The sequence below is a fragment of the Treponema bryantii genome (genome assembly GCF_900111035.1).
GTDB lineage: Bacteria > Spirochaetota > Spirochaetia > Treponematales > Treponemataceae > Treponema_D > Treponema_D bryantii_C.
This window is the reverse complement of the sequence record NZ_FOFU01000004.1, coordinates 1-23721: the sequence shown is the minus strand read 5'-3', so window position 1 is coordinate 23721 and position 23721 is coordinate 1. Positions and strand designations below refer to the sequence as shown.

Annotated in this window: 18 protein-coding genes; 13 read left to right on the top strand and 5 right to left on the bottom strand. The window is 37.9% G+C overall.

Annotation, left to right across the window (positions count from 1 at the left end):
- Positions 1-66: 66 nt before the first annotated feature.
- From BMY21_RS08290 to hflK, 4 genes are read right to left on the bottom strand one after another with little or no spacing between them, the layout of a single operon-like run.
- Complete coding sequence (locus BMY21_RS08290; RefSeq protein WP_074642768.1) at positions 67-1557, bottom strand: acyl-CoA carboxylase subunit beta; 1491 nt, start codon at positions 1555-1557, stop codon at positions 67-69.
- A 50-nt stretch (positions 1558-1607) separates the two neighbouring features.
- A complete protein-coding gene (locus BMY21_RS08285) occupies positions 1608-3299 on the bottom strand; it encodes a hypothetical protein (RefSeq protein ID WP_074642767.1) in 1692 nt (563 codons plus the stop codon).
- On the bottom strand, positions 3299-4285 hold the full coding sequence (hflC, locus tag BMY21_RS08280) for a protease modulator HflC (protein ID WP_256210337.1): 987 nt from the start codon (positions 4283-4285) through the stop codon (positions 3299-3301). Before hflC ends, BMY21_RS08285 begins: the two co-directional genes overlap by 1 nt.
- Positions 4286-4300: 15 nt before the next feature.
- Positions 4301-5263, bottom strand: a complete 963-nt coding sequence (hflK, locus tag BMY21_RS08275; protein WP_083379794.1) for an FtsH protease activity modulator HflK — start codon at positions 5261-5263, stop codon at positions 4301-4303.
- A 115-nt stretch (positions 5264-5378) separates the two neighbouring features.
- Here hflK and BMY21_RS08270 point away from each other — a divergent pair, with 115 nt between their 5' ends.
- The 13 genes from BMY21_RS08270 (at position 5379) to gap (ending at position 23167) form a co-directional block, all read left to right on the top strand.
- Complete coding sequence (locus BMY21_RS08270; protein WP_074642764.1) at positions 5379-5975, top strand: DUF4230 domain-containing protein; 597 nt, start codon at positions 5379-5381, stop codon at positions 5973-5975.
- Between the two features lie 170 nt (positions 5976-6145).
- On the top strand, positions 6146-7906 hold the full coding sequence (locus BMY21_RS08265; protein WP_074642761.1) for an ABC transporter ATP-binding protein: 1761 nt from the start codon (positions 6146-6148) through the stop codon (positions 7904-7906).
- Positions 7906-9840 carry an ABC transporter ATP-binding protein gene (locus BMY21_RS08260; RefSeq protein ID WP_074642759.1) on the top strand — a complete coding sequence of 645 codons (1935 nt, stop codon included), beginning with the start codon at positions 7906-7908 and terminating at the stop codon, positions 9838-9840. The genes BMY21_RS08265 and BMY21_RS08260 overlap by 1 nt, the downstream gene beginning before the upstream one ends.
- 176 nt (positions 9841-10016) lie before the next feature.
- Positions 10017-10388, top strand: a complete 372-nt coding sequence (locus tag BMY21_RS08255) for a hypothetical protein (RefSeq protein ID WP_074642756.1) — start codon at positions 10017-10019, stop codon at positions 10386-10388.
- 147 nt (positions 10389-10535) lie between these two features.
- Positions 10536-11369: a hypothetical protein gene (locus BMY21_RS08250; protein WP_074642754.1), complete on the top strand. Its 834-nt coding sequence runs from the start codon at positions 10536-10538 to the stop codon at positions 11367-11369.
- A gap of 62 nt (positions 11370-11431) precedes the next feature.
- Positions 11432-12352, top strand: a complete 921-nt coding sequence (locus BMY21_RS08245; RefSeq protein WP_074642751.1) for a hypothetical protein — start codon at positions 11432-11434, stop codon at positions 12350-12352.
- 112 nt (positions 12353-12464) lie between these two features.
- Positions 12465-15200, top strand: coding sequence for a valine--tRNA ligase (locus BMY21_RS08240; RefSeq protein WP_074642749.1), 2736 nt, complete (start codon positions 12465-12467; stop codon positions 15198-15200).
- Between the two features lie 96 nt (positions 15201-15296).
- Positions 15297-15788: a hypothetical protein gene (locus tag BMY21_RS08235; protein WP_143064195.1), complete on the top strand. Its 492-nt coding sequence runs from the start codon at positions 15297-15299 to the stop codon at positions 15786-15788.
- A gap of 77 nt (positions 15789-15865) precedes the next feature.
- Positions 15866-16486 carry a hypothetical protein gene (locus BMY21_RS08230; RefSeq protein WP_177177741.1) on the top strand — a complete coding sequence of 207 codons (621 nt, stop codon included), beginning with the start codon at positions 15866-15868 and terminating at the stop codon, positions 16484-16486.
- Between the two features lie 76 nt (positions 16487-16562).
- Complete coding sequence (locus tag BMY21_RS08225) at positions 16563-20288, top strand: non-ribosomal peptide synthetase (protein WP_074642744.1); 3726 nt, start codon at positions 16563-16565, stop codon at positions 20286-20288.
- An 18-nt stretch (positions 20289-20306) separates the two neighbouring features.
- Positions 20307-20912, top strand: coding sequence for a 4'-phosphopantetheinyl transferase family protein (locus BMY21_RS08220; protein ID WP_074642742.1), 606 nt, complete (start codon positions 20307-20309; stop codon positions 20910-20912).
- Positions 20909-21970: a hypothetical protein gene (locus BMY21_RS08215; RefSeq protein ID WP_074642740.1), complete on the top strand. Its 1062-nt coding sequence runs from the start codon at positions 20909-20911 to the stop codon at positions 21968-21970. The genes BMY21_RS08220 and BMY21_RS08215 overlap by 4 nt, the downstream gene beginning before the upstream one ends.
- 162 nt (positions 21971-22132) lie before the next feature.
- Positions 22133-23167 carry a type I glyceraldehyde-3-phosphate dehydrogenase gene (gene gap, locus BMY21_RS08210; protein WP_074642738.1) on the top strand — a complete coding sequence of 345 codons (1035 nt, stop codon included), beginning with the start codon at positions 22133-22135 and terminating at the stop codon, positions 23165-23167.
- Positions 23168-23400: 233 nt separating this feature from the next.
- Here the strand turns inward: gap and BMY21_RS08205 are convergent.
- A partial coding sequence (locus tag BMY21_RS08205; protein WP_177177731.1) for an IS3 family transposase occupies positions 23401-23721 on the bottom strand: 321 nt, incomplete at its 5' end.

Genomic DNA, 23721 nt, shown 5'->3' with positions numbered 1-23721 from the left:
CGCATTTTTGAAATCCCTAAAATTTACAGTTAAATATTAAAGGGCTCATAACTGAGCCCTTACTGATTAAAGTGGAATATTTCCGTGCTTCTTTAGCGGTTTATTTGTAAAGATCTTTGTTTCAAGGAAGTCGAAACTAGCCACGATTCTCTTACGAGTATCTTCCGGCTGAATAATCTCAGTAATGTATCCGCGCTCAGCCGCAATATAAGGAGTCATAATCTCATTCTTATATTTCTCTGACGCAGCCTGAACTTCAGCAGCCTTGTTTGGATCCTTAAGCTCTTTAGCAAACAGAATCTCAATAGCACCTTCAGCACCCATTACAGCAATTTCTGCCTTTGGCCATGCGTAAACAAAGTCTGCACCAAGATGCTTAGAACACATAGCAATGTAAGCTCCACCGTAAGCCTTACGAAGAATAACAGTAAGCTTTGGTACAGTAGCCTCGCTGTATGCGTAGATTACCTTTGCACCGTGGCGGATAATACCTTTCTGCTCTTCCTGAGGTCCCGGGATAAATCCTGGAACATCAACAAAAGTAAGAAGTGGAATATCGAAAGAGTCGCAGTAGCGGATAAAGCGTGCAATCTTATCAGAAGCATCGCAATCCAATACACCACCAACTCCCTTAGGGTTGTTAGCAACAATACCAACTGTGCGGCCTTCAATCTTACCAAAACCAACAACACAGTTAATAGCAAATTCCTTCATGATTTCAAGGAATGAATCTTCATCGATTACGCAGTTGATTACGTCGCGCACGTCGTAGCCCTGGCGTGGATTTTCAGGAAGGATTTCCTTGATTCTCTTAGCGGCTTTCTTTTCATCAAACTTGAACTTTTCGTTTGGTTCAATCTTGTCGCCAAAGTAGTGTGGGATATAGTCCAGAAGACGGCGTACTTCTTCGTAGCATGATTTTTCATCTTCACAGCGGAAGTGAGATACACCTGATTTTGTAGCGTGAATTGTAGCTCCACCAAGGTCTTCTGCAGAAATGTCCATGAACATTACAGACTTAACAACCTTAGGACCTGTAATGAACATCTGAGTTACCTTATCTACAGTAAAGATAAAGTCTGTAATTCCTGGTGAATATACGGCACCACCGGCACAAGGACCAGCGATGATAGAAATCTGAGGAATAGCACCGGAAGCGCGAACATTCTGATTGAATACGTTACCGTATCCACCGAGAGCTTCTACACCTTCCTGAATACGAGCTCCACCCGAATCGTTGATTCCAATTACAGGACAGCGGGCATCAATAGCCATTTTTGTAAGGTCGGCAATCTTGCGGCCATGCATGTGGCCAAGAGAACCACCCTGAATAGTAAAGTCCTGTGCATAAACTGCAACTTTACGTCCGTTTATTTTTCCAAAACCTGTGATTACACCATCATAAGGAATGTCTTTTTTGTCCATTCCAAAGCTGGTACAGTTGTGTTTTACACCCTGATATGTTTCTACGAATGAATCTTTGTCGCAAAGTGCATTGATACGCTCAATAGCGTGAAGCTTTCCCTTCGCGTGCTGTTTTTCAACATTGTATTCCATAGTTAACCTCGTATTCTATTATGACAAATATTGAGAAATTGTCAATATGATTAAAGGCCTAGAGAGGCATATGGATGTGTCAGATAGTATTCAATCTGTTCTTTTTCTCTCTGCATTGCATCTTTTTCCGGCAGCCATTCATATTTAGAGCGGAGGCTGTCTACGGCAGGAATAACTTCACCGTTAGTTTTTTCAAGGGCAGCAAAGTAATCCTTCTTAAATGCGTCGCAGTCTACACCAAGATTTTTTCCATCATATTGAATATCAGTTATAATCCAGCGGTTCTTTTTGAAGGTGAGGGTAACTGTAGAAGTTACTTTTTCTACTATATAATCAACCTCTTCGCCTTCTGTATAAAGAAGATAATATTCAACTTTGTGAACAGAAGTACTGCCATTCTCAAGTTTAATATTTCCTTCTTTTTCAAGTGGAGCAGGATTTTGATTTTTCTTCTTCAGTTCAACTGCAAGAGTTTCAGCTTTTCCATCAATCTTAAGGTTTGTAACTCCGTAAATACCAGAGCGCTTGTATTTTGCTTCATCAGTTATATAGAAAAGCCAGTTTGCAGGATAGCCAAATCCATTATCATTTCCATAAGCAAGACGCTGTTTATGCATAACATAAATGCGGCTTACCATATCACCATAGTCACCGGCTGCTTTTCCATCTCCAAAATCAGAAAGCAGCATAGTATCTTTTTCGTTTACACCGTTCATATAGGCGCGGATTGTCTGAGTTGAAGTGAGTCCGACAGAAGTGTAATCTTCGCCGCGGGTTCTTAATGTACTTACAGTAACACAGATAACGATAACTATGATAGTCGCAATTACAGTAAGGGTAGTTGCGTTTCGCTTGATATGGCGTTTTGTATTGATTTTAGAGTTTTGTGCTTTAATATAGGCAGAAACCTTTTCCTCAAAGTCTTTATCTTCTTTATTATTCTGACTGAGGCGGAAGGCTTCATCAATTTTTTCGAGGGGGAAGTCTGCAACAGGGCGCAGATCTTCACTTGATTTTCCCTTCTTGCGTTTTCCAGGAACATTTACAGCGGTAGAATTAAGCTTGAGTGCATTGTTGATTGCAAGGGCAAGTCCGCTGTCAATTCCGTTAACACAGTATTCAATCGGAAGAAATTTTCGGTCAAAAATATCTGCATTGCGGGCAATAGAATCTGTTGCTGTAAATGGAAGACGGCCTGCAAGAAGTCTGTAGATTATAGCTGCCCGTTCAAAACAAAGTGCAGGAAGGTCTTTTATTGTATCATTCAAAAAACCTGTATGCTGATTGAGAGTTTCTTCTGCGGGAAGTGTATTTGCTGCATAACTGAATAATGCCTCCGGAGCAAAAAGAACTTTTTCTCCATCGACCAAAATTCCACCGGCTCCAACAAATGGAATCGGATTTCCATTTGTGGCTGCAGCAGTAATGGCAGTGCATACAGCTTTTACAGCTGTAAGAGCGTTTTCACCGCCTTCTTCAAAATACTGGGCAAGTGTCTTTACATTTTCAGCATCACTGCCCAGAGGATTTTTAGCACAATAGAAAACGAGTCGCTGAAGACTTCCATTTTTCTCAGCGTCGTAAGATTTTACATCTTCAAAAGTCCACTGGCGGAAGTTTTTACCGTCAAAAATCACACCCTCATAACTGAGGATATTATCGTGACCTGTTTTTCCAAAAGTATACTCATCAAGATTTGAATTAAGTCTAAGCTCTCCGTTTTCTATTGTCAGTAACTGCATTATCGTTTACCATCCGATCCATAAAGATATTTAAAGTAGTCCATCTTAGTACTGTAAGTAGCAGGATAATCTTTAAGATTCTGCTTGTAAGATTCCATACTCTTCCAGAAAGTGTAGAACTCAATGTCCTTGTTGTAAGCAGCAGCGTAAATTGCGGCAGCTTCAGCATCGGCAGCACCTTTGATTTCCTCTGACTTGCGGTATGCTTCAGAAGCAATAGTACGCTTGTCATTTTCAAGACGTCCAAGCCATTCAGCTTTTTTACCTTCACCAAGTGAGCGGTAAGCCTGTGCAACCTGGTTTCTATCCTTAATCATAGAGTTGTAAACAGACTCGTTGAGTTCTGCAGAGTATTTTACCTGGCGTGGAACAATGTCCAGAAGTTCAATACCCCAGCCACGAACCTCGTCCTGTGCTTTTGCTGTCATCTGGCGGCAAAGCTCGCTGCGGCCCTTAGTAACTACCTCGTTTACTGTATCTGCATTTACAAGCTTGTCGATTTCTTTTGTCTCTTCATCTTTTTCTGCTTCTGTATTCTTTCTTTCATTGATGATGTTAGAAGAACGTACGATTTCACTCATACGATTCTGAGTAATAACAGTACGGCATGAAGAGTCAACGATATCAGAAAGCTTATTATAAGCATTGTCCAGCGTCTGGAAGTTCTGATAGAAGGCAACCGGGTCAGTAATGCGCCATCTTGATGTAGTATCTACTATTATATACTGATTTTCTTTAGTAGTGATGCTTTGTGGGTCGCCATCAAGAGAAAGAATCAGTTTTGGATATTCAGTTACCTGATCAAGGAAAGGTACTTTGATATAAAGACCTGCTTCCTCGTGAGAATCAACAATCTTACTGAAGCGGGTAATAACAACCTGCTTTCCTTCATTTACGATATAGAATGGTCCTGTCAAAACAAAGAGAATGAACAGAATCACAATAGCGATAAGCCAGCCTATAAATTTTTTCATTGCTTTAGTCATTAGTCTGTCCTCCCTTTAGTCCTTAAGATTTTTTACAGGAACAAGATTTTCAAGCTCGCTGTCGATAAGTTCAGGCTTTTTCTCGCTGCCAAAAATCTCTGCCATAGTTTCAAGATAAATACGTTCTTTTGTTGCTTTAGGAGCACGCTTGTATTCTTCGTAAACGGCGTTGAAACGGGCAACATCACCCTTTGCCATGTTAACACGTTCTGCGGCATAACCTTCTGCAACCTGAATCTGACGGTCTGCTTCACCCTGAGCACGAGGGATTTCTGCATTGTATGCTTCCTTACCTTCGTTGATAAAGCGTTTCATATCCTGACTTGCCTTGTTTACATCTTCAAAAGCAGTCTGAACTTCTACTGGAGGAACTACGTTCTGGAACTGAACTGTTGTTACGTTGATTCCAAGTCCGAGTGCCTTAAAGTTTTCGTTCATCTGCTCCTGAGCAAGATTCTGAATAGTAGAACGATCAGAACTGATTACATCAAAAATTGCACGGTCACCAACCAGAGTGTTGATTACCGAGCGGGAAATATCACGGATAGTCTGTTCGCGTTCGTAAACATTGAACAGCCACTGCTTAGGATCGGTTACCTTATACTGAATAACCCATTCAACATCTACTATATTAAGGTCGCCTGTGAGCATTTCTGATTCTTCAGAAATATTGTTTTTGTACTCGTTGTTGCGTCCTGCTTTAATTGTCTTAAAACCAAACTGCTCGGCGCGGAGAGTTTTAATATCGACATTGTAGTTTTTGTCGATGCCAAAAGGAAGTTTAAAATGCAGTCCGGAACCAACAGTCTGTGTGTATTTTCCAAACCTTGTGATTACTGCATTTTCAGTTTCATCAACTACATAAACACTTGAAAATCCTGCAATTACCGCAATTCCCAGCATAATCAGCCAGAAAAGCAGGGCAGGGCCTACGCTACGTCGTACACGTTTAGCTTTCTTTACTTCTTCGTCAGCCATCTTTGGCGCCTCCTCCTCGTGTCATTCCGAACTTGTTTCGGAATCTTATTTTAAAGATATAGACTAATATAAAAAAATACAACAAAAAAAAGGATTTTAGGGTATAATATTTAATATGGAAGATAAAAAAGAAAAAAAACGTGCAGGTCTTGGGACCAGAATCCTTTTACGAATTGTGACAATTATTGTTGTGGCTGCTATTGTGCTGGGCGCCGGCTATTTTGCATTTAATCGTTTTGCCGGCGTAAAAACAGAAAACAAACTGGCGCTGGTAGACCGTCAGCTTTCTTATTGTCAGGAGTTGGTAACTGCTAAATACCGTTACAGTGACATAATTACCCTGAAAAAAACTTCGGGCTTTGCAAAGAGCTACAGTATTATTAAGTACACGGGGATTATTCGTGCGGGAATTGCTGATATAACTGATGTTTCATACAGTGTTTCGCTCGACGGAAAAACTATAACGCTTAGCGTACCTGAGGCGGAGGTGCTCGGCAATGAGATTGTGAGCCAGAGTGTTTTCGATGAAAAGCAGAGTATATTCGTACCTATTTCAACTCAGGAAGTCTTTGATGAAATAGAAAAAGCTAAGGCAGAAGCATTGGAAGATATGATAGCAGATGGTGTTCTGGATGAAGCCCGCGAGTATTCCATCCGCATAATCACTCAGTTTATGCTGGCTCTAGGCTTTGAAGAAGTAAAAATCCGATAATACTCTTCCGTCATTGCGAGCGAAGCGAAGCAATCCATTTAATAGATTGCCACGTCGCTGCGCTCCTCGCAATGACGACTAGTTGTACAAAATAAGAAAATTCTAAGAGATTTCTCTTTATTTAACATAAACGCTTGAAATCATAAAACGTTTTTGTTAACTTTAAATACATGTCTACAGTTAGAAAACTTACTCAAGGCCTGAGTAAGCGATATATAGTAAATACAATTCTTTCGCCGGTTGTAATGATCGGCGAAGTTTTGATGGAAGTTGTTATTCCTTTTATAATGGCCAAAATCATTGATGTTGGAATTGCGGGAAAAGACCTGCCGTTTGTTGTTAAATACGGCGCCATTATGGTCGGACTCGCTGTTATATCACTTATCTGCGGTATGCTGGGAACCCGTTTTTCAACAGTTGCAGCACAGGGCTTTGCCTGTACACTGCGCCAGAGACTTTACCGCAAGATTCAGAGTTTTTCATTTGCAAATATTGACCGTTTCAGTACAGCATCTCTTGTAACTCGTCTTACAACTGATGTAAACATGGCTCAGAACGTGTACAGAATGCTCATTCATATGTGTATCCGTACTCCGTTTATGCTTGTTGCCGGAACAATCATGGCTTTCAGAATGAACTCTCAGCTTGCAGTTCTCTTTTTGATTGCAGTACCGGTTATCGTAATCTCAATCCTTACAATCTCAAATATTGCGCATCCTCGTTTTAAGAAGATGATGGCAAAGTTTGATGCATTAAACGGTGCAATTCAGGAAAACCTTATTGGAATTCGAATTGTAAAGGCTTATGTTCGTGGTGAGTTTGAAGAGAAAAAGTTCCGAAAGGCAGCCGACGATGTCCGCACAGCACAGGTTCATGCAGAAAAGTGCATTATCTTTATGATGCCTATAATGCAGCTTGTTATGTATGTTTCCATGATTTCTGTAATGTGGTTTGGTGGAAGACTTGTCGTTGGCGGTCACATGCTCAGTGGTGAGCTTATCAGCTTCTTCACTTATGTAACTCAGGTTCTTTCTTCTATCATGTTCCTTGGAATGGTTTTTGTTTCTCTCGTAATGGTTCAGGCTTCTAATCAGCGTATTGTTGAAGTACTCGACGAAGTTCCGGATATCAAAAATCCTGAAAATCCTGTTATGGAAGTAAAGAACGGCGAAATCAGCTTTGATAAGGTTGATTTCAGTTACGGTAAGCGCGAAGACAATCTGATTCTTAAAGATATCAATCTTGAAATTAAGAGCGGTGAAGTTGTCGGAATTATCGGAAGTACCGGTTCTTCTAAGACTTCTCTGGTTTCTCTTTTGCCACGACTTTATGATGTTTTCAAGGGCTCTGTAAAAATCAGCGGTGTTGATGTACGCGATTATGATATTACAGTGCTCCGTGACAGTGTTGCCATGGTGCTTCAGAAGAACGTTTTGTTCAGTGGTACAATCCGAGACAACCTCCGCTGGGGTAATGAAAATGCCACAGAAGATCAGATTATTGCCGCTTGTAAGGCAGCCGATGCAGACAGCTTTATTACTTCTTTCCCTGAAGGTTATGACACAATGCTCGGACAGGGCGGTGTAAACGTTTCCGGTGGTCAGAAGCAGAGACTTTGTATCGCACGTGCTCTTCTAAAAAATCCAAAGATTCTTATTCTTGATGACAGTACTTCTGCCGTTGATACTGCTACAGAAGGCCGCATCCGCAATGCTCTAAAAGAGCTTGCTCCGGAAACTACAAAAATCATCATTGCTCAGCGTATTTCTTCTGTAAAAGAAGCAGATAAGATTATCGTTCTTGATGAAGGAACTGTAAGTGGTGTTGGAACTCACGACGAACTTTTGAAATCAAACAAGATTTACCGCGAAGTATTTGAATCGCAGCAGCAGGGTAGCGGAGACGCAGACCTTGCAGGAGGTGAAGACTAATGCCACCAGTAAGAAATAAAGGTTTTGGAAAACCAAAGGATGCAAAAAAGACTATCGGCCGCATCCTTCAATATATGGGAAAATTCAAGGCACTCTGGTTAGTTGTCTTTTTATGTGTAATCATCAGTTCTGGTGCTTCTGTAATCGGAACTTACCTTATTAAGCCTGCACTGAACAATTACATCATTCCGATGATTGGAAGTCAGAATCCTGATTTTACGGGCTTTGCAAAGCTTCTCATTGGAGTTCTTTGTCTGTTTGGTGTTGGAGTTCTTGCTTCATGGTGTAACTCACGTCTCATGCTGTACATCTCTACAAACCTTTTGTACAACGTGCGCTGTGATTTGTTCAGCCGGCTCGAGAAACTTCCTATCAAATATTATGATGCACACACTCACGGTGAGCTCATGTCGCGCTTTACAAACGATACTGATGCTCTTCGTGAAATGATGAGCCAGACAATTCCTCAGCTCTTTTCTTCAATTATTACAGTTACTTCTGTATTTGTAATGATGATTTCTTTGAGCCCGATGCTTACAATCATCATGCTTGTAACTATGTTCCTTATCACACTGAGCATGGCTGCTGTTGGAAAACGCTCTGCAAAAGCTTTCCGCGAAAATCAGAAATGCATTGGTGAAATGAACGGTTTTATAGAAGAAATGGTTGAAGGTCAGAAGGTAATCAAAGTATTCAACCACGAGCCTAAGGCAATCGAGCAGTTTGAAACTTTGAGTGACAATCTTCGTAAGGCCGGAACTGATGCTATGACTTACGGTGGTCTTATGGGACCTATGATGAACAACTTCAGTCATATGCAGTACGCGGTTGTTGCTATTACTGCCGCTGCCTTTATGATTCTTGGCGAAGGTGGAGTAATCAACTTCAACTGGTTTACTGGAATCATGAATCTTGGAACTATTGCAGCCTTCCTTCAGTACACACGTTCTTTCAGTCAGCCAATCTCTATGATGAGTATGCAGGCAAACTCAGTTCTTAATGCACTTGCCGGCGCGGAACGTATTTTTGCCGTAATCGATGAAGAAGAAGAAATTGATGAAGGCGAATATACTCTTGTAAACGCTTATGAAGCAAAGGAAAATGATGGTGCTGAAAAGCTTGTTCAGTCTTATGCTTCAACAGGTGAATGGGCATGGAAGAATCCTGCAGATAATTCACTTCGTAAGCTCGAAGGTGAAGTTGTGTTTGATCACGTTACCTTCGGTTACAAACCTGAGAAAACTGTATTGCATGATATCTGCATTCACGCAAAGCCTGGTCAGAAGATTGCTTTGGTTGGTTCTACAGGTTCTGGTAAGACAACTACAATCAATCTGTTGTCTCGTTTTTATGATGTACCGGAAGGAAACGGCAAGATTACTTATGACGGCATTCCTTTGAATGAGATTTCTAAGGCAAGTTTGCGTAAGTCTCTTGGAATGGTTCAGCAGACAACACACCTGTTCACAGGAACTATAAAAGATAATATCCGTTACGGAAACCTTGAAGCTTCAGATGCTCAGATTTACGAGGCTGCAAAGCTTGCAAATGCCGACCACTTTATCCGCCATCTGGAAAACGGTTACGATACAGTTATCACAGGTGATGGTGCAAGCCTTAGTCAGGGACAGCGCCAGCTCTTAGCGATTGCACGTGCTGCGGTTGCTGATCCTCCGGTACTTGTTTTGGACGAGGCTACTTCTTCTATTGATACACGTACAGAAAAACTGATAGAGGAGGGTATGGACTCTTTGATGAGCGGCCGTACAACTTTTGTAATTGCACACCGCCTTTCAACAGTCCGCAATGCCGACGAAATTATTGTTCTGGAGCATGGAAATATTATTGAGCGCGGTACTCACGACGAACTCATCGCTGCAAAGGGCCGCTACTACTTCCTGTATACCGGAAACAAAATCACATTAGATGAATAAACACTGTCATTCCGAACCCTTCGCAGCATAGCTGCTCGGAGACTCGCTCAAAATGCTCCAGGGGAGCATTTTGACGGCTTTCAGCCGTCGCTCCCTAAGTTTCGGGAGCTCACGCTTGACACCACACTCCTTTGTGATAGAATTAAATTTATACTATCACAAAGGAGATTTTTTTTATGAAAAAACTATTGGCTTTAGCAGTTGCTGCTGTCATGGCAACCGGCCTTTTTGCTCTTGACCTTGGTGGAATCAAAGGAACCTGGCAGGACAAAAACTGGGATGCAGACTGGACTTTCTCTGCAGATGGAAAAATCGTACTCACAAAAACTAGTACTGGTGAAGAAGTATACACCTTTAAAGATGGCACAGTTCAGAATTTCAAAGTAAAAGCTGACACTTCAGGCGTATCAATTTCTTTTGATTGTAAGGATACAGAACGTTCATATACCTTCAAAAAAGGCATTGCTCTCAATGCAGATCTCGATATGGTTATCGATCCAGACTGGACTACAAAAGACTACGAAACAGTAATCAAATTAAAGAAATAAAATATGACCTTTTTTGCAGGAAAAAAACTTGCAAAATACATATAATCGTCATATATTTAATTTATTGTACGAATTTAACGACCGTTTTTTTCGTACAAACCAAAAACTACCCGCCCCGCGCGGGAAACAAACTAAGGAGAAGTTACTATGAAAATGGTAAAAAAGGTTTTATTGGGATTAGCTGCCGGTGCACTTGTACTTGGACTTGCTGGTTGTAAAGGTATCACAGTAGGTGGTGATGATTCTGTTGACGGTGAAGTAATCAATGGAACAACAGCTAAAGCTTATGTTGGTGACAAAGATGGTGAGGGATATACAAACGAAACTGGGGATTTTGTACGTGAAATGCAGTTATTCTCTACAAAACACTATGGTGCTTTTGCTGCTTTAACCCTTACAGATGAAAATAAAAACTCTAATGAAGGAAATGGTCAATTAGGTTATGTATTTAATTATACAGAAAATGATGATGAAACTGTAAACTTTATTACAATTGGTTATCGTTGGTATAATAAACAACTGCAGACTTATATTTCACAGTATTATAATGTAAAGAAATCTGATTTTAAGAATAATAACTTTGGTGCTCCTACAGGAAGTACAATTAAGGAAAAAGATAGTACTAAAACAACTGCTTATGAAATTATTGTTCAAGATTTTAATGCTTTAAATTCTTCAAAGTTTGGAACATTATCTACTGATGGTTCTGCAACAATTGGTGTAGAAGTAATTGCTGAAGATGATGGTTCTTATACTGTAAATTACTATGGTTCGGAAAAGTTAGATAATTATAAACTTAAAAAAGATCAGGAAGCTGATAAGACAGTAACAATAGGTAAAAAAGTTACTGGATATACAAAGAAAACTCAGACAAAAATAGGTTGCTATGTAAATGTTTATAGTGGAAAAACACTCAATGGTTTCTGGCGATTCTCTTCAATCAAGGGTGAAGATCTCCCTGTAGAAGGTTTTGAGGACTAATCTTTCATTAAATTAATTCTAAAAAGGCTGTCCATAAGGACAGCCTTTTTCTGTATAGAATCATGAAAAAAAAATCATTTATTGTTATCCTTTTTTATTTAATTTTAGTTTTTTCTTGTTTTTCTGAAACTTCCTTTTCATTTGGCGGTTCATTTGGAGCTTCTTTTGAAAAGAATGGAGAGTATGTTTATTCTTATTCCGGAAAAGGTGTTGTCAGCTATCTGGATTGGCAATGTCTTCCTTTGTATAAAATTGGTTTAATATCAGATGTCTCATTTGACAATTTTAAAATAAAAACAGGTTTTACCTATGGTTTACCAATTAAATGTGGGAAAATGTATGATTCCGATTGGGGCACCCATGGTGTAAAAAATACATATTCTATTAGTAATAATTATGCAATACAAAATTTTGACTTTAATTTTTCATTATCATATAGAATTAATATATGGAAATTATTTTTAATACCAGAATTATCTTTTGATTATTATTATGATTCTTTTCAATCTGGTGATGGCGAAGGCTGGTATGGAAGTGAAACATACAGTAAAACAGGGGAAGAAGTTTCTTGGGACAGTCCTAATGCCCGTCATTATTCGAAAATATCTCGAATTGACTTAAAAAGAAATAGCTTTTTTATTTTCTTTGGTATTGGAGCTATTATTCCCCTGAACAATAAGTTTGAAATTGGTTTAGGAACATTCATTTCTCCATATTCTTATTTTTATAATTCTGATTATCATTATGATGATAATGGCACAAATCGTGACTTTTATTTAAATTCTGTTCAGAAGGCATACTTTACTCGATTTAAAGAAATTATATGTTTAGAATATAAACCAACTCAATTGTTATGCATTGATCTTGAGACTAGTTTTATTTTTGGAGGAATTGAGAAAGGTTTACTTGAAGGATATGAACAATATGCAGGAACTGATGTGTTGAAAATAAATATAAAGCTTTCTACAAAAATGAAGTTCTAACCTAATTAAAGTATAAAAATCAGGTCATTTATAGATAATGACAAATACTCGTGAATTCATTATAATTTTCAGCAATATTTTAAAACAAAATGCTTTAAGGAAGGAATGACAGATGAAAGCAATTGAATTGGAAAAGGCCTACGAGCCTAAATCTTTTGAAGACAGAATTTACAATGAATGGGACAGCAAAGGCTATTTTAAGCCGGCTTCAGATGAGGCTTCCCCAGTACACGAGCAGTACAAGTGCCAGTGCGCAGACTGCAACAAGAAAACCAATACTTATTCTGTCGTCATTCCTCCTCCAAACGTAACTGGTGTACTCCACATGGGGCACGGTCTCAACAATACTCTCCAGGATATCGTAGTTCGCTATCACCGTATGAAGGGTGATAATACTCTCTGGCTTACAGGTACAGACCATGCCGGAATTGCAACTCAGAACGTAGTTGAACGCCAGCTTAAAAAAGAGGGAAAAACTCGTTTTGACCTTGGCCGTGAAAAGCTTGTTGAACGCACATGGGAAGTAACTCATCAGCACCATGATATTATTGTAAAGCAGCAGAAAAAACTTGGTAACTCAACAGACTGGGACCGCGAGCGCTTTACATACGACGAAGGCCTTTCTGCCGCAGTTCGCGATGTATTCGTAACTCTTTATGAACGCGGTCTTATGTACAAAGGTAAGCGCCTTGTAAACTGGTGTCCTCGTTGTGGTACTGCTCTTGCAGATGATGAAGTAGACCACGAAGATACACCGGGTGCAATGTACCACCTTTACTACGAGTATGCTGACGGAAGCGGAAAAATTGAAGTTGCAACAACTCGTCCAGAAACCTTCTTTGGTGATACAGCCGTTGCCGTAAATCCTAACGATGACCGTTACAAGGCACTCGTTGGAAAAATGCTCAAACTTCCTCTTACCGGAAAAGAGATTCCAATTATCGCAGATGAATATGTTGATATGGAATTCGGAACTGGTATGGTAAAGATTACTCCGGCTCATGACCCTAACGACTGGGAAGTAGGTCTCCGTCATAATCTGGAAGTAATCAATCTTCTTACTCCAGACGGAAGAATGAATGAAAATGTTCCTGAAAAATACCGTGGACTCAAACCAGAACAGGCTCGTGCATTAGTAATTGAAGATTTGACAGCCGCAGGCCTCTTCAAGGGTGAAGAAAAAATCGTTCACGCAGTTGGTAAGTGTTACCGCTGTAAAACAGTTGTAGAACCTTATCTTTCTGACCAGTGGTTCGTAAAAATGAAGCCAATGGCTGAGAAAGCTCTTGAATCATGGAGAAAAGGTGAACTGGTATTCTATCCTAAGAAGTGGGAAAATACTTACAGCCACTGGATGGAAAATATCCGCGACTGGTGTGTAAGCCGTCAGATCTGGTGGGGACACAGAATTCCTGTATGGTACTGTGAATGTGGTGAAACAATCTGTAGCCGTACAGATCCAGTTTGCTGTCCAAAATGTGGTTCAAAAAATATTGAACAGGATCCTGACGTACTTGATACCTGGTTCTCTTCATGGCTCTGGCCTTTCTCTACTTTGGGATGGCCTCAGGAAACTGAAGATCTTGCAAAATTCTATCCTACACAGGCACTACTTACAGCATACGATATTATTCCTTTCTGGGTTTGCCGTATGATTATGGCCGGTCTTGAGTTTACAGGAAAAGCTCCTTTCCACGATATATACATTCACGGACTTGTTCGCGATAAGCAGGGCCGCAAGATGTCTAAGTCTCTTGGAAATGGAATGGACCCTCTCGAAATTATTGATATGTACGGTGCCGATGCCCTTAAGTTTACACTCGGATTTATGTGTGCTCAGGGACAGGATGTTCTTATTGATAAGGAAAGCTTCAAGCTTGGAAGCCGCTTCTGTAATAAAGTTTGGAATGCTTCGCGCTATCTTCTTGGTAACCTTGAAGGACGCAATCTTATTCCAGTTACAGACGCAGACCTTACAGAACTCGACAAGTGGATTTACAGCCGCCTGAACAATGCAGTTAAGATTGCCCGCGAAGCACTTGATACATACCGCTACAATGACGCTGCCAGCGCACTTATGGAATTCTTCTGGAATGAGTTCTGCGACTGGTACGTTGAAGCTACAAAGATTAACTTTAAGAACGGTGATGATAAGGAAAAAGACCGTCAGGCAACAGTTTTGATGGATATCCTCGAAGAAAGCATCCGCCTGCTTCATCCATATATTCCATTTGTTACAGAAGAGATTTATGGAAAGCTGCCTCTTGCTGAACTTGTTGCAACACGCAATGCTTCAAATAAGATTATTACTACATCAACCTACAACGGCATGCTTATCAACGCTCCATATCCAGAGGTCGTTGCTGAGCGTGACAACGCAGAAATCAATGCACGCTTTGATACACTCAAAGATCTTATCGGTCAGGTTCGTGCTCTCCGCGTAGAGTGTGGAATTGATCCTGCAGAAAAAATCAACATTGCTATTCTGGTTGAAAAGGGTAGTGCTGCCGAAGTTGCACGCGAAAAAGTTGAAATGATTCAGCTGCTTGCCGGTGTTGCTAAGGTTGAGTTTGTTGATGCAAAACCTGCCAGCTCAATCGGTACTGTAGGTAAGGGCTTTGAAGCATTCATCCTCGTTGATGAAAGTATCAACAAGGAACAGCTGATCGCCCGCTTCCAGAAAACAATTGAAAAAGAGCAGGGCTATGCAAGAATGAGCGAGAACAAGCTCAACGGAAACTTTGCAAAGCACGCTCCGGCTAATCTTGTTGAGGAAGAGAAAGCCCGTCTTGCAGAAAGTCAGCGTAAGATTGCAACACTTCAGAGCTATTTGAAAGAGTTGCAGTAGTTTTTTTTAGGTTACAGGTTCTAGGTGTCAGGTGCTAGGATTTTAAATCCCCTAGACCCTAAAACCTAGAACCTGAAAACATGCGAAAGGAGACTTATGAAAAATAAAAAGTGGATATCATTTTTATTAGTCCTCACAGTTTCTCTTGTGTTGACGTCTTGCTTTTCGCTTAAAAACAGTCCCTTCTATGACAGCGAATGGGTGATGCAGAATTATGATAACAATATGCAGCTCTACTATCATCACCTTATTCTTAAACCAGACCATACAGTAATGCTGCGCGTTTCATATGCAGATTCTACAAACATTATTGTATGGAACGGTACCTATAAAATCGATTCAAAGAAAATCAAATTCAACTTTACAGAATGTGTGCGCTATGAGGACGGAAAGCCTGTAGCTACTTATGAAGCACAGAAATTTATAAAATATTATACCGGCGATTTCTATTATTCAATTGCGGAACTTGGAGAATCGGAGGATAAAATGAATTATCATCTTGAACTTATCCGACCGAAAAATTATTTCTATGGTGAAGCAGTTGATATTTTTGGAAATCGTTTTGAAGAATTTGTGAAGTTTAAATAAGCTTTCTGCCGATAATAGCGGAAGGTATTCTAGAAAGGAGCAGAAAGGAGGTCCATATGTCAAAGCCACATTACGAAATGAAAACAGATAAGCCTCAGAATATGAATGAACAGCAGATGCTTCAACTCAGCAGTATTCACTTTGCTCCATATATTCAGCTTGCTACAGCCCTTATCGGTAAAGCACGTCATGCAGGTGGAAATATGTTCCGCCATCAGATGGATACTTTTGCAATTCTTCTGGACTATGGCTATATAGATCCAGTGCTTCTTAAGGCTTCAATTATTCATGATACAATAGAAGATATTCCGGGCTTTATTCCAGATTTAATTACAAATGCAGATGATGATGGTCCGGAAGTTTTAAAGCTTGTTCATGAAGTTACACGCAAAGAAGAAGAAAACAAAAAGCAGTTTTTATGCCGTATTCTTGATGAGGGAAGTCAGAAGGCCAAAATCCTTAAGTGTGCAGACCGCATTTCCAATATGATTTCTCTTGGTTATGTTACAGACCCAGCGTTTATTGAGCGCTACTGTGATGAAACCGAATTTTTCCTTTTGCCAATGGCTATCCAGGTAGATTTTAATATGTACCAGGAGCTTATAAATCTTATTATGACCCGTCGTCGTTACCTTGAAGACGGTGGATATTTTGATAACCGTCACAAACCAACTACCAGCGCCGACAGTACCAAATAATTTTTTTTGCATTACAATTAATCTTATTGTATAATAACAAAAAATTTAAAAGTAATAAAAGGTAAAAAAAGTCAAAATGAAAAAATATCCTCTTTTACAGTCCCAGCTGGGCATTATTTTAGAATGCTTAAAATATCCCGAATCAACACAATATAATATTCCTACAATTACCAAACTGGGTAAACAGATTGACAAAAATAAACTCGTAAAATCATTTGAAACATTAATAAATTGTCATTCAATAATGAATAATCGTTATGAGACTACCGAAAACGGCGAAATTGTTCAGTGGCCTGATATGAATATGCCAAAGAATATAAAACTCTGGAATTGTTCAGAAGAAGAATTTCAAAATTATATAAAAAACGATTTTGTCAGAGTATTTGATTTATTTAATGGAAAACCTTTGTATCGAATAGATATTGTAGAGACTGAAAAAGATGTATATATGCTGATAGATATACATCATTCTATTGCAGATGGTTTTACGTTAGCCCTTTTGGGAAATAAGGAATTGAATGCTTATAGTAAAAATAAGCCGCAGATTATAGATACAAAACTTTACGAAATTGCCGAAGAAGAAAATCTGCTGCAACAAACAGAAAAATATCTGCTTGCTAGAAATTATTTTGTAAATAAATTTAAAAATGTAGAGTTTGCAACACTTTCAGACTCAAATGAACCAAAAACTGGAAAAATGTTACAGATATCAAGTTTTATTGAGCAAAAGCTTGTGGATGACTTCTGTAATAAAAATGAAATTCGTATTGATTTATTATTTCAAGCAGCGTTTGCTCTGGTTATAGGCAGTTTATCCAGAAAGAGCAAGATAGCTTATGGTTCAGCATATCATGGTCGAGCGGGGCTTGCAAAAATGCGTGCATTTGGAATGTTCGTGAATGTTGTTCCCGTTATGACAGATTTGTCTGGAGAATTAACTGTAAAAGAATTAATTCAAAATATTGAAAAAGAAACAAATCTTGCATATCAGAATGCCAATTATCCGGCAGGTCATTTATTCAATGATATTGGCGATTTCCCACATATCAGTTTCAATTTTAGAGCTAATAAAAGCATTCAGGTTAGTTTTAAGTTTGAAGATATAGAATATTATGGGAAAGAATTAAAACGAAACTTAATTCATAACGATTTATGTGTAATTATTCGTTTAACCAACAATGAATATGAAATTTGTCTTGAATCAAGTGAAGAAAAAAATGATAAAAAGACTTTAGAAAAACTTGCAGAAACATTCAAAGATGTTGTTCTTAATTATATGAAAAATATAAATGAACAGCTGAAAAATATACCAGTTATTTCTGAAAAAGAAGAAGAAAAACTTATTAAATTATCTGAAGGCGAAAAGTTTGAATATGATCAGCGCGAAACCTTGATAGATTTACTTCGTACACGCGCCAGAAAAACTCAAGATGCAACAGCAGTTGTGTATGAAAATCACAGACTGACTTATAAGGAACTTGATGAACTAACCGATGCTCTGGCAGCAAAACTTATACAGGATTATCATCTTGAAAAGGAATCTGCAGTAGGAGTAATGATTGAGCGTAGTGAGAATATTGCGATATATCCATATGCGATAATGAAAGCGGGATGTGCTTATATGCCATTAGATATAACATTTCCAGCAGAAAGAATTATCTACATGTGCGAAGATGCTGATGTAAGATTGATTCTGACAGAAAAAAAATATGCAGAACAGAAACTGAGAGATTTTAAAGGCAGTATTCTTACACAGGAAGAGATCAGCGGATTGAATGTAGGTGCTGATTATAGAAATAAATTACCGGAAGTAAAATCTGAAGATCGTTTTATAATCCTTTATACATCAGGAACAACTGGAAAACCAAAAGGAACAGCTCTTGAACACAAAAATGTAATAAACTTCTGTTATTGGTATGTGGAAACTGTATGTTTAACAGAAAAAGATCGTGTTGCTGCATATTCAAATTTTGGTTTTGATGCTCATATGATGGATATTTATCCGAGTATAAAAGTTGGTGCAGCAGTATATGTGATTCCAGAAGAAACACGAAAAGATATTTTAGGAGTAAATGAATTCCTTGAGAAACATAAAATAACTGTTAATTTTTTTACAACACAAATTGGTTGTCTATTAAAAAATATGAATCATAGTTTACGTCTTATAATTACAGGAGGTGAGCTGCTTCCACCAAGCGAAAACAATGACTCTGATTTCCGATTTATAAATGGCTATGGTCCTACTGAAACAACTTTGTGTGTCACTACTTATGAAATAAAAGGTAAGACAAATGGAAAGATAATAGGTCGGCCAAATTATAATAATGATATTTACATCATAGATGAAGAAAAAAGACTTGTGCCTGAAGGTATGACGGGAGAGATGTTTATAAGTGGAGCTGGTCTGGGAAGAGGGTATTTGAATCAGCCTGAACTAAATGAAAAAAAATTTACAGAAATAAAAGTAAAAGGAAAGTGTATAAAGGGGTATCGTACAGGAGATCTTGCCCGATGGACAGACGATGGAAATATTGAATTTATTGGGCGAATTGATACTCAGGTAAAACTTAGAGGCTTAAGAATAGAACTGGGAGAAATCGAAGGTGTTGCTCTTTGTTATGAAGGAATAAAACAGGTTTGTGTACAGGTAGTTAATGATCAGATAGTTATGTATTACACTTCAGAAAAGAAAATAGATGAAATTGCTCTTTCAAACTTCATGGCACAGAAACTTACAGATTTTATGATTCCTTCTATATTTATGAGACTGGAAGAATTACCACTAAATGCAAATGGTAAAGTGGATAAAAGAAAACTGCCAAAGCCTGAAGTAAATACAATAATTTTGAATGAAGCTCCTGAAAATGAAGTTGAGGCTAAGGTTCTGGAATATGCAAAAGAGCTGTTGCCAGGAATTGAATTTGGAGTTACTGATGATTTAATACGACTCGGTTTTACATCACTTATGATGATGAAACTTATTCTTAAGATTAGAAATGAAATTGATTTGAAGCTGAATATAGCTGATATCATGCATTATAAAACAATTCGTAGAGTCTTAATGAATAATGATCATGTTTTATGGTTTTATAATGATTATGATAATAAAAAGCCTTTGCTTGTTGTTTCTCAAGGAATTGTAGGAATAAATGAAATAGCTCATTTGTATGATGTATGGAGCAAATTATTTAATCTTATAATAATTAATCCTGTTACTTCAGATTATATTGGAAAAGAAAATGAGTTTTTCAATGAACTTATAGAATTTTATTATTTGAAACTTGAAGAAAAACTTGACCCAGATGTAAATGTATGTGGTTTTGTCGGATTCAGTTTTGGTGGTGAAATTTCATATAGTCTGGCAGAATTATGGGATGAAAGGCATGGTAATAAGCCATTTGTAATTATGGGAGATACCTATCTGAATGATACACAAAATCTTTCCGATAAGGAAATTTTAGTAGTTACTCAAGAAATGGTAAAGAAATACTATTTGGAAATACGTAATCAGGATATTAAAGATGAATATCTTGATTTTGTATCTGATGCGTATAACAGGGTTTTCAAGATAACATCCAGAAAAACTATGAAACCATATAATGGACGTGTCATATTGCTGGATGCATTAAAATATTCTTCTGCTACAGAACATAATAGAAAGATTAAAATTGCAAAAAAATATATTCCAAATCTGGAAATAATACCTTTTGAAGATAAAAATCATTTTGGTCTATATCTTGATAAAGATTTAACCTTCTTTTACGGGGAATTGTTAAGAAAACAGATTCAAAATATACAATAAACTATAACATAAAAAATTATGAGTACTAAACTTTATGTTGCAAATACAGAGCCTCTAAAGAAAGTTTCATTATTTGAATATTTTTATGAATTAGTTCCTGAATATCGGCAAAAAAAGATAGATTTTTTTCTCCAGAATAAAGATAAATATCTTTCTCTTGGTGCCGGTGTGCTATTGTCCTATGCATTAAAAAATCAAAATGAAGATGAATCTAATCTATTAATCAGATATACATTAAATGGAAAACCTTTTTTTGAAAATCGAAGTAATTTGTTTTTTAGTCTTTCTCATTCAAATGAAATGGTAATGTGTGCACTTTCCTCAAAAAGAGTAGGGTGTGATGTAGAATTTTTGGACAGACAATCAGAAATTAATATTGATGAATGGACCACATTAGAGAGTTATTCCAAAGCTTTTGATATTCCCGTTGATTCAATAGTAACTGGATTACATGGTAATATTGAGTATTCCTGTATAAAAACTATAAATCTTTCAAAAGATTATATTTTCAAACTTTACACAGAAGAAAAATATAGTGTAGAGTTAATTGATTTTGATGAATTGTATTATAAACAAGGGCTTGTAAATACAATTATGTATAATTTAGGAGGAAAAAATTTATGAAGGAATCAGAATTAAAAAAAGGTGATATTTTATTGTACAGCTTTAAAAAAGGTCCTGATTTTAAACCTTTAAAACCAAACCAGTCAATAAAAGACTTTCTTTTTGAAAATTTTGAAGTTTTGATTGATAAACTTATTATCTGGGCTGAAAAGTCACAAACTACTCATGTGGGATTAGCTTATGATTTTAAAAAAGATAAAAATGATGTATTAAAATGTGTCGTTGCTGAAGCAACTCTTCCATATTGTCGTTTGAGAACCCCAGCTTATCCGGGAGATGCTTATATTGTAAAAGTGCATAGATTACCACAAGGTATTGATGGTTCGGTTGTTCTGAACGAACTTCCAGATTTTGTAGAAGAAGATAAACAAAATAACAGCTATGCAATGGCACAGGCTACAGTGGCAGCCTTGATTTGTCTTTTTAGAACTAGAGTTGCAGATAATCATGAAAAAGCCAAAAAACTTATGATTTTCTTAAAATTTATTGGTTATGCTCTGGCTCAATGGATTGAGCCTTTATTTCCTACATATGATGATAAGAAAAAGCCGTTCTTTTGTTCTCAACTTGCGGCCTATTGTTATAATATGACAGCTTTGCACCTTCATGATGAGCGGTATAGAGTAAAAACACCTGTAAATAGCAAAATAGGTGATACACTTATCGATTATCTTATTAAAAATGACATAGCATCAATTCCTGCAGAACTACCTGCAAATACACTGGATGAAACTAAAATAGACCTTTATAGTCCTGAAGTTATTTATTCGCTTTGTGATATCCTTGGTGAAGATGCTCTGAATACTTTTGCAGGGGTTATGAATCTCAATGAACCTCCTGTATTATATTCAAAACTAAAAGCTGATTCAGATAGTTTCTCAAAGTTACTGCCTTCTGTAAAATCTCTTTTGATTACTCTTATGAAGATGTTCGGAATTGAGCTTAAAGATAATAAAGAAGAACTTGCAAAGCAGCTTATAGAGTTCCAGTCTAGTTTTATTATGCCAAGTGATCTTGAGGATGTATTCGAAACTGTCGGAGATGTAACTGATGAGTAAGTAAATTATATGAAATTTACTTTATAGCTGGTATATATTTGTGGGATATCCGGATTTATGGAGCCTGAAGGAAACTTATAATTCCGATATATAGACTATTTCTCACAAATTCATTATTTTATATGATATAAAATCTTAATCTAATTTTTTAGGAGATATAAAATGGCAGATGTAAGAGTTGCTATTAATGGTTTCGGCCGTATTGGTCGTTTGGCTTTCCGTCAGATGTTTGACGCAAAAGGTTATGAAGTAGTTGCAATCAACGATTTGACAAGCCCAAAAATGCTTGCTCACCTTTTGAAGTATGATACAGCACAGGGTGGATTCTGTGGAAAGATTGGTGAAGGAAAGCACACTGTTTCTGCTACTGATGACTCAATCATCGTAGACGGAAAAGAAATCAAAATTTATGCTGAAAAAGATGCAGCTAACTGTCCATGGGCAGCTAACAAAGTAGACGTAGTACTCGAGTGTACAGGTTTCTACACATCTAAAGACAAGGCACAGGCTCACATCACAGCTGGTGCTCGCAAGGTAGTAATTTCTGCTCCTGCTGGAAACGACCTCCCAACAATCGTTTACAATGTAAACCACAAAACTTTGACAAAGAACGACAACATCATTTCTGCAGCTTCTTGTACAACTAACTGTCTCGCTCCAATGGCTAAGGCTCTTAATGATGCATACCCAATCCAGTCTGGTATCATGTCAACAATCCACGCTTACACTGGAGATCAGATGATTCTTGATGGTCCACAGCGCAAGGGTGACCTCCGCCGTTCACGTGCTGGTGCTCAGAACATCGTTCCAAACTCAACAGGTGCTGCAAAGGCTATCGGTCTTGTAATTCCTGAATTGAACGGAAAATTGATCGGTTCTGCTCAGCGTGTTCCAACACCTACAGGATCTACAACACTTCTTTTCGCTGTAGTTAAGGGTAAGGACATCACTAAGGAATCTATCAACGCTGCTATGAAAGCTGCTGCTACAGAATCTTTCGGATACAACGAAGACGAAATCGTATCTAGCGATATCATCGGTATGCGCTATGGTTCACTCTTCGATGCTACTCAGACAATGGTATCAAAGATCGACGACGATACATACCAGGTAGAAGTAGTATCTTGGTACGATAACGAGAACTCATACACATCTCAGATGGTTAGAACAATTAAGTACTTCTCAGAGAACTGCTAATTGTTATTAAAATCTGAATGAATGAAAGACCTCTGGATAATTCCGGAGGTCTTTTTTATTGAAGTACGTAATTGTTCTTTCGATTAGTCCAGTCGGATTGCTGCGCCACTGCTCGCAATCCTTTGGACAGGTAAGAACAATCAAATACTTCTCAGAGAACTGCTAAGTTTTACTGAGTAAGTAAAAAAAAGACGCACTTCACTGAAGTGCACCCCAATTATTGGACACTTTAACTAGGCTGATTTTAAGGACTGATTCCTAAATTGTAAAGGGGTCAGTCCTTTTAATTTAACCTTAATTCTCTTTTCGTTGTACCAAGACAAATATTCAACTAATTCTTTTTTGAAATGTTCAACAGATTCAAATTCCTGTAAATAAAAAAGCTCAGATTTAAGCAATCCAAAGAAATTCTCCATTACCGAATTATCAAGACAGTTGCCTTTTCGCGACATGCTTTGCCTGATTCCTTTTTCTTTCAGTCGCCTCTGATAATCATACATCTGATACTGCCAGCCTTGATCAGAATGAAGAATCAGATTTGTTCCATCCGGAAT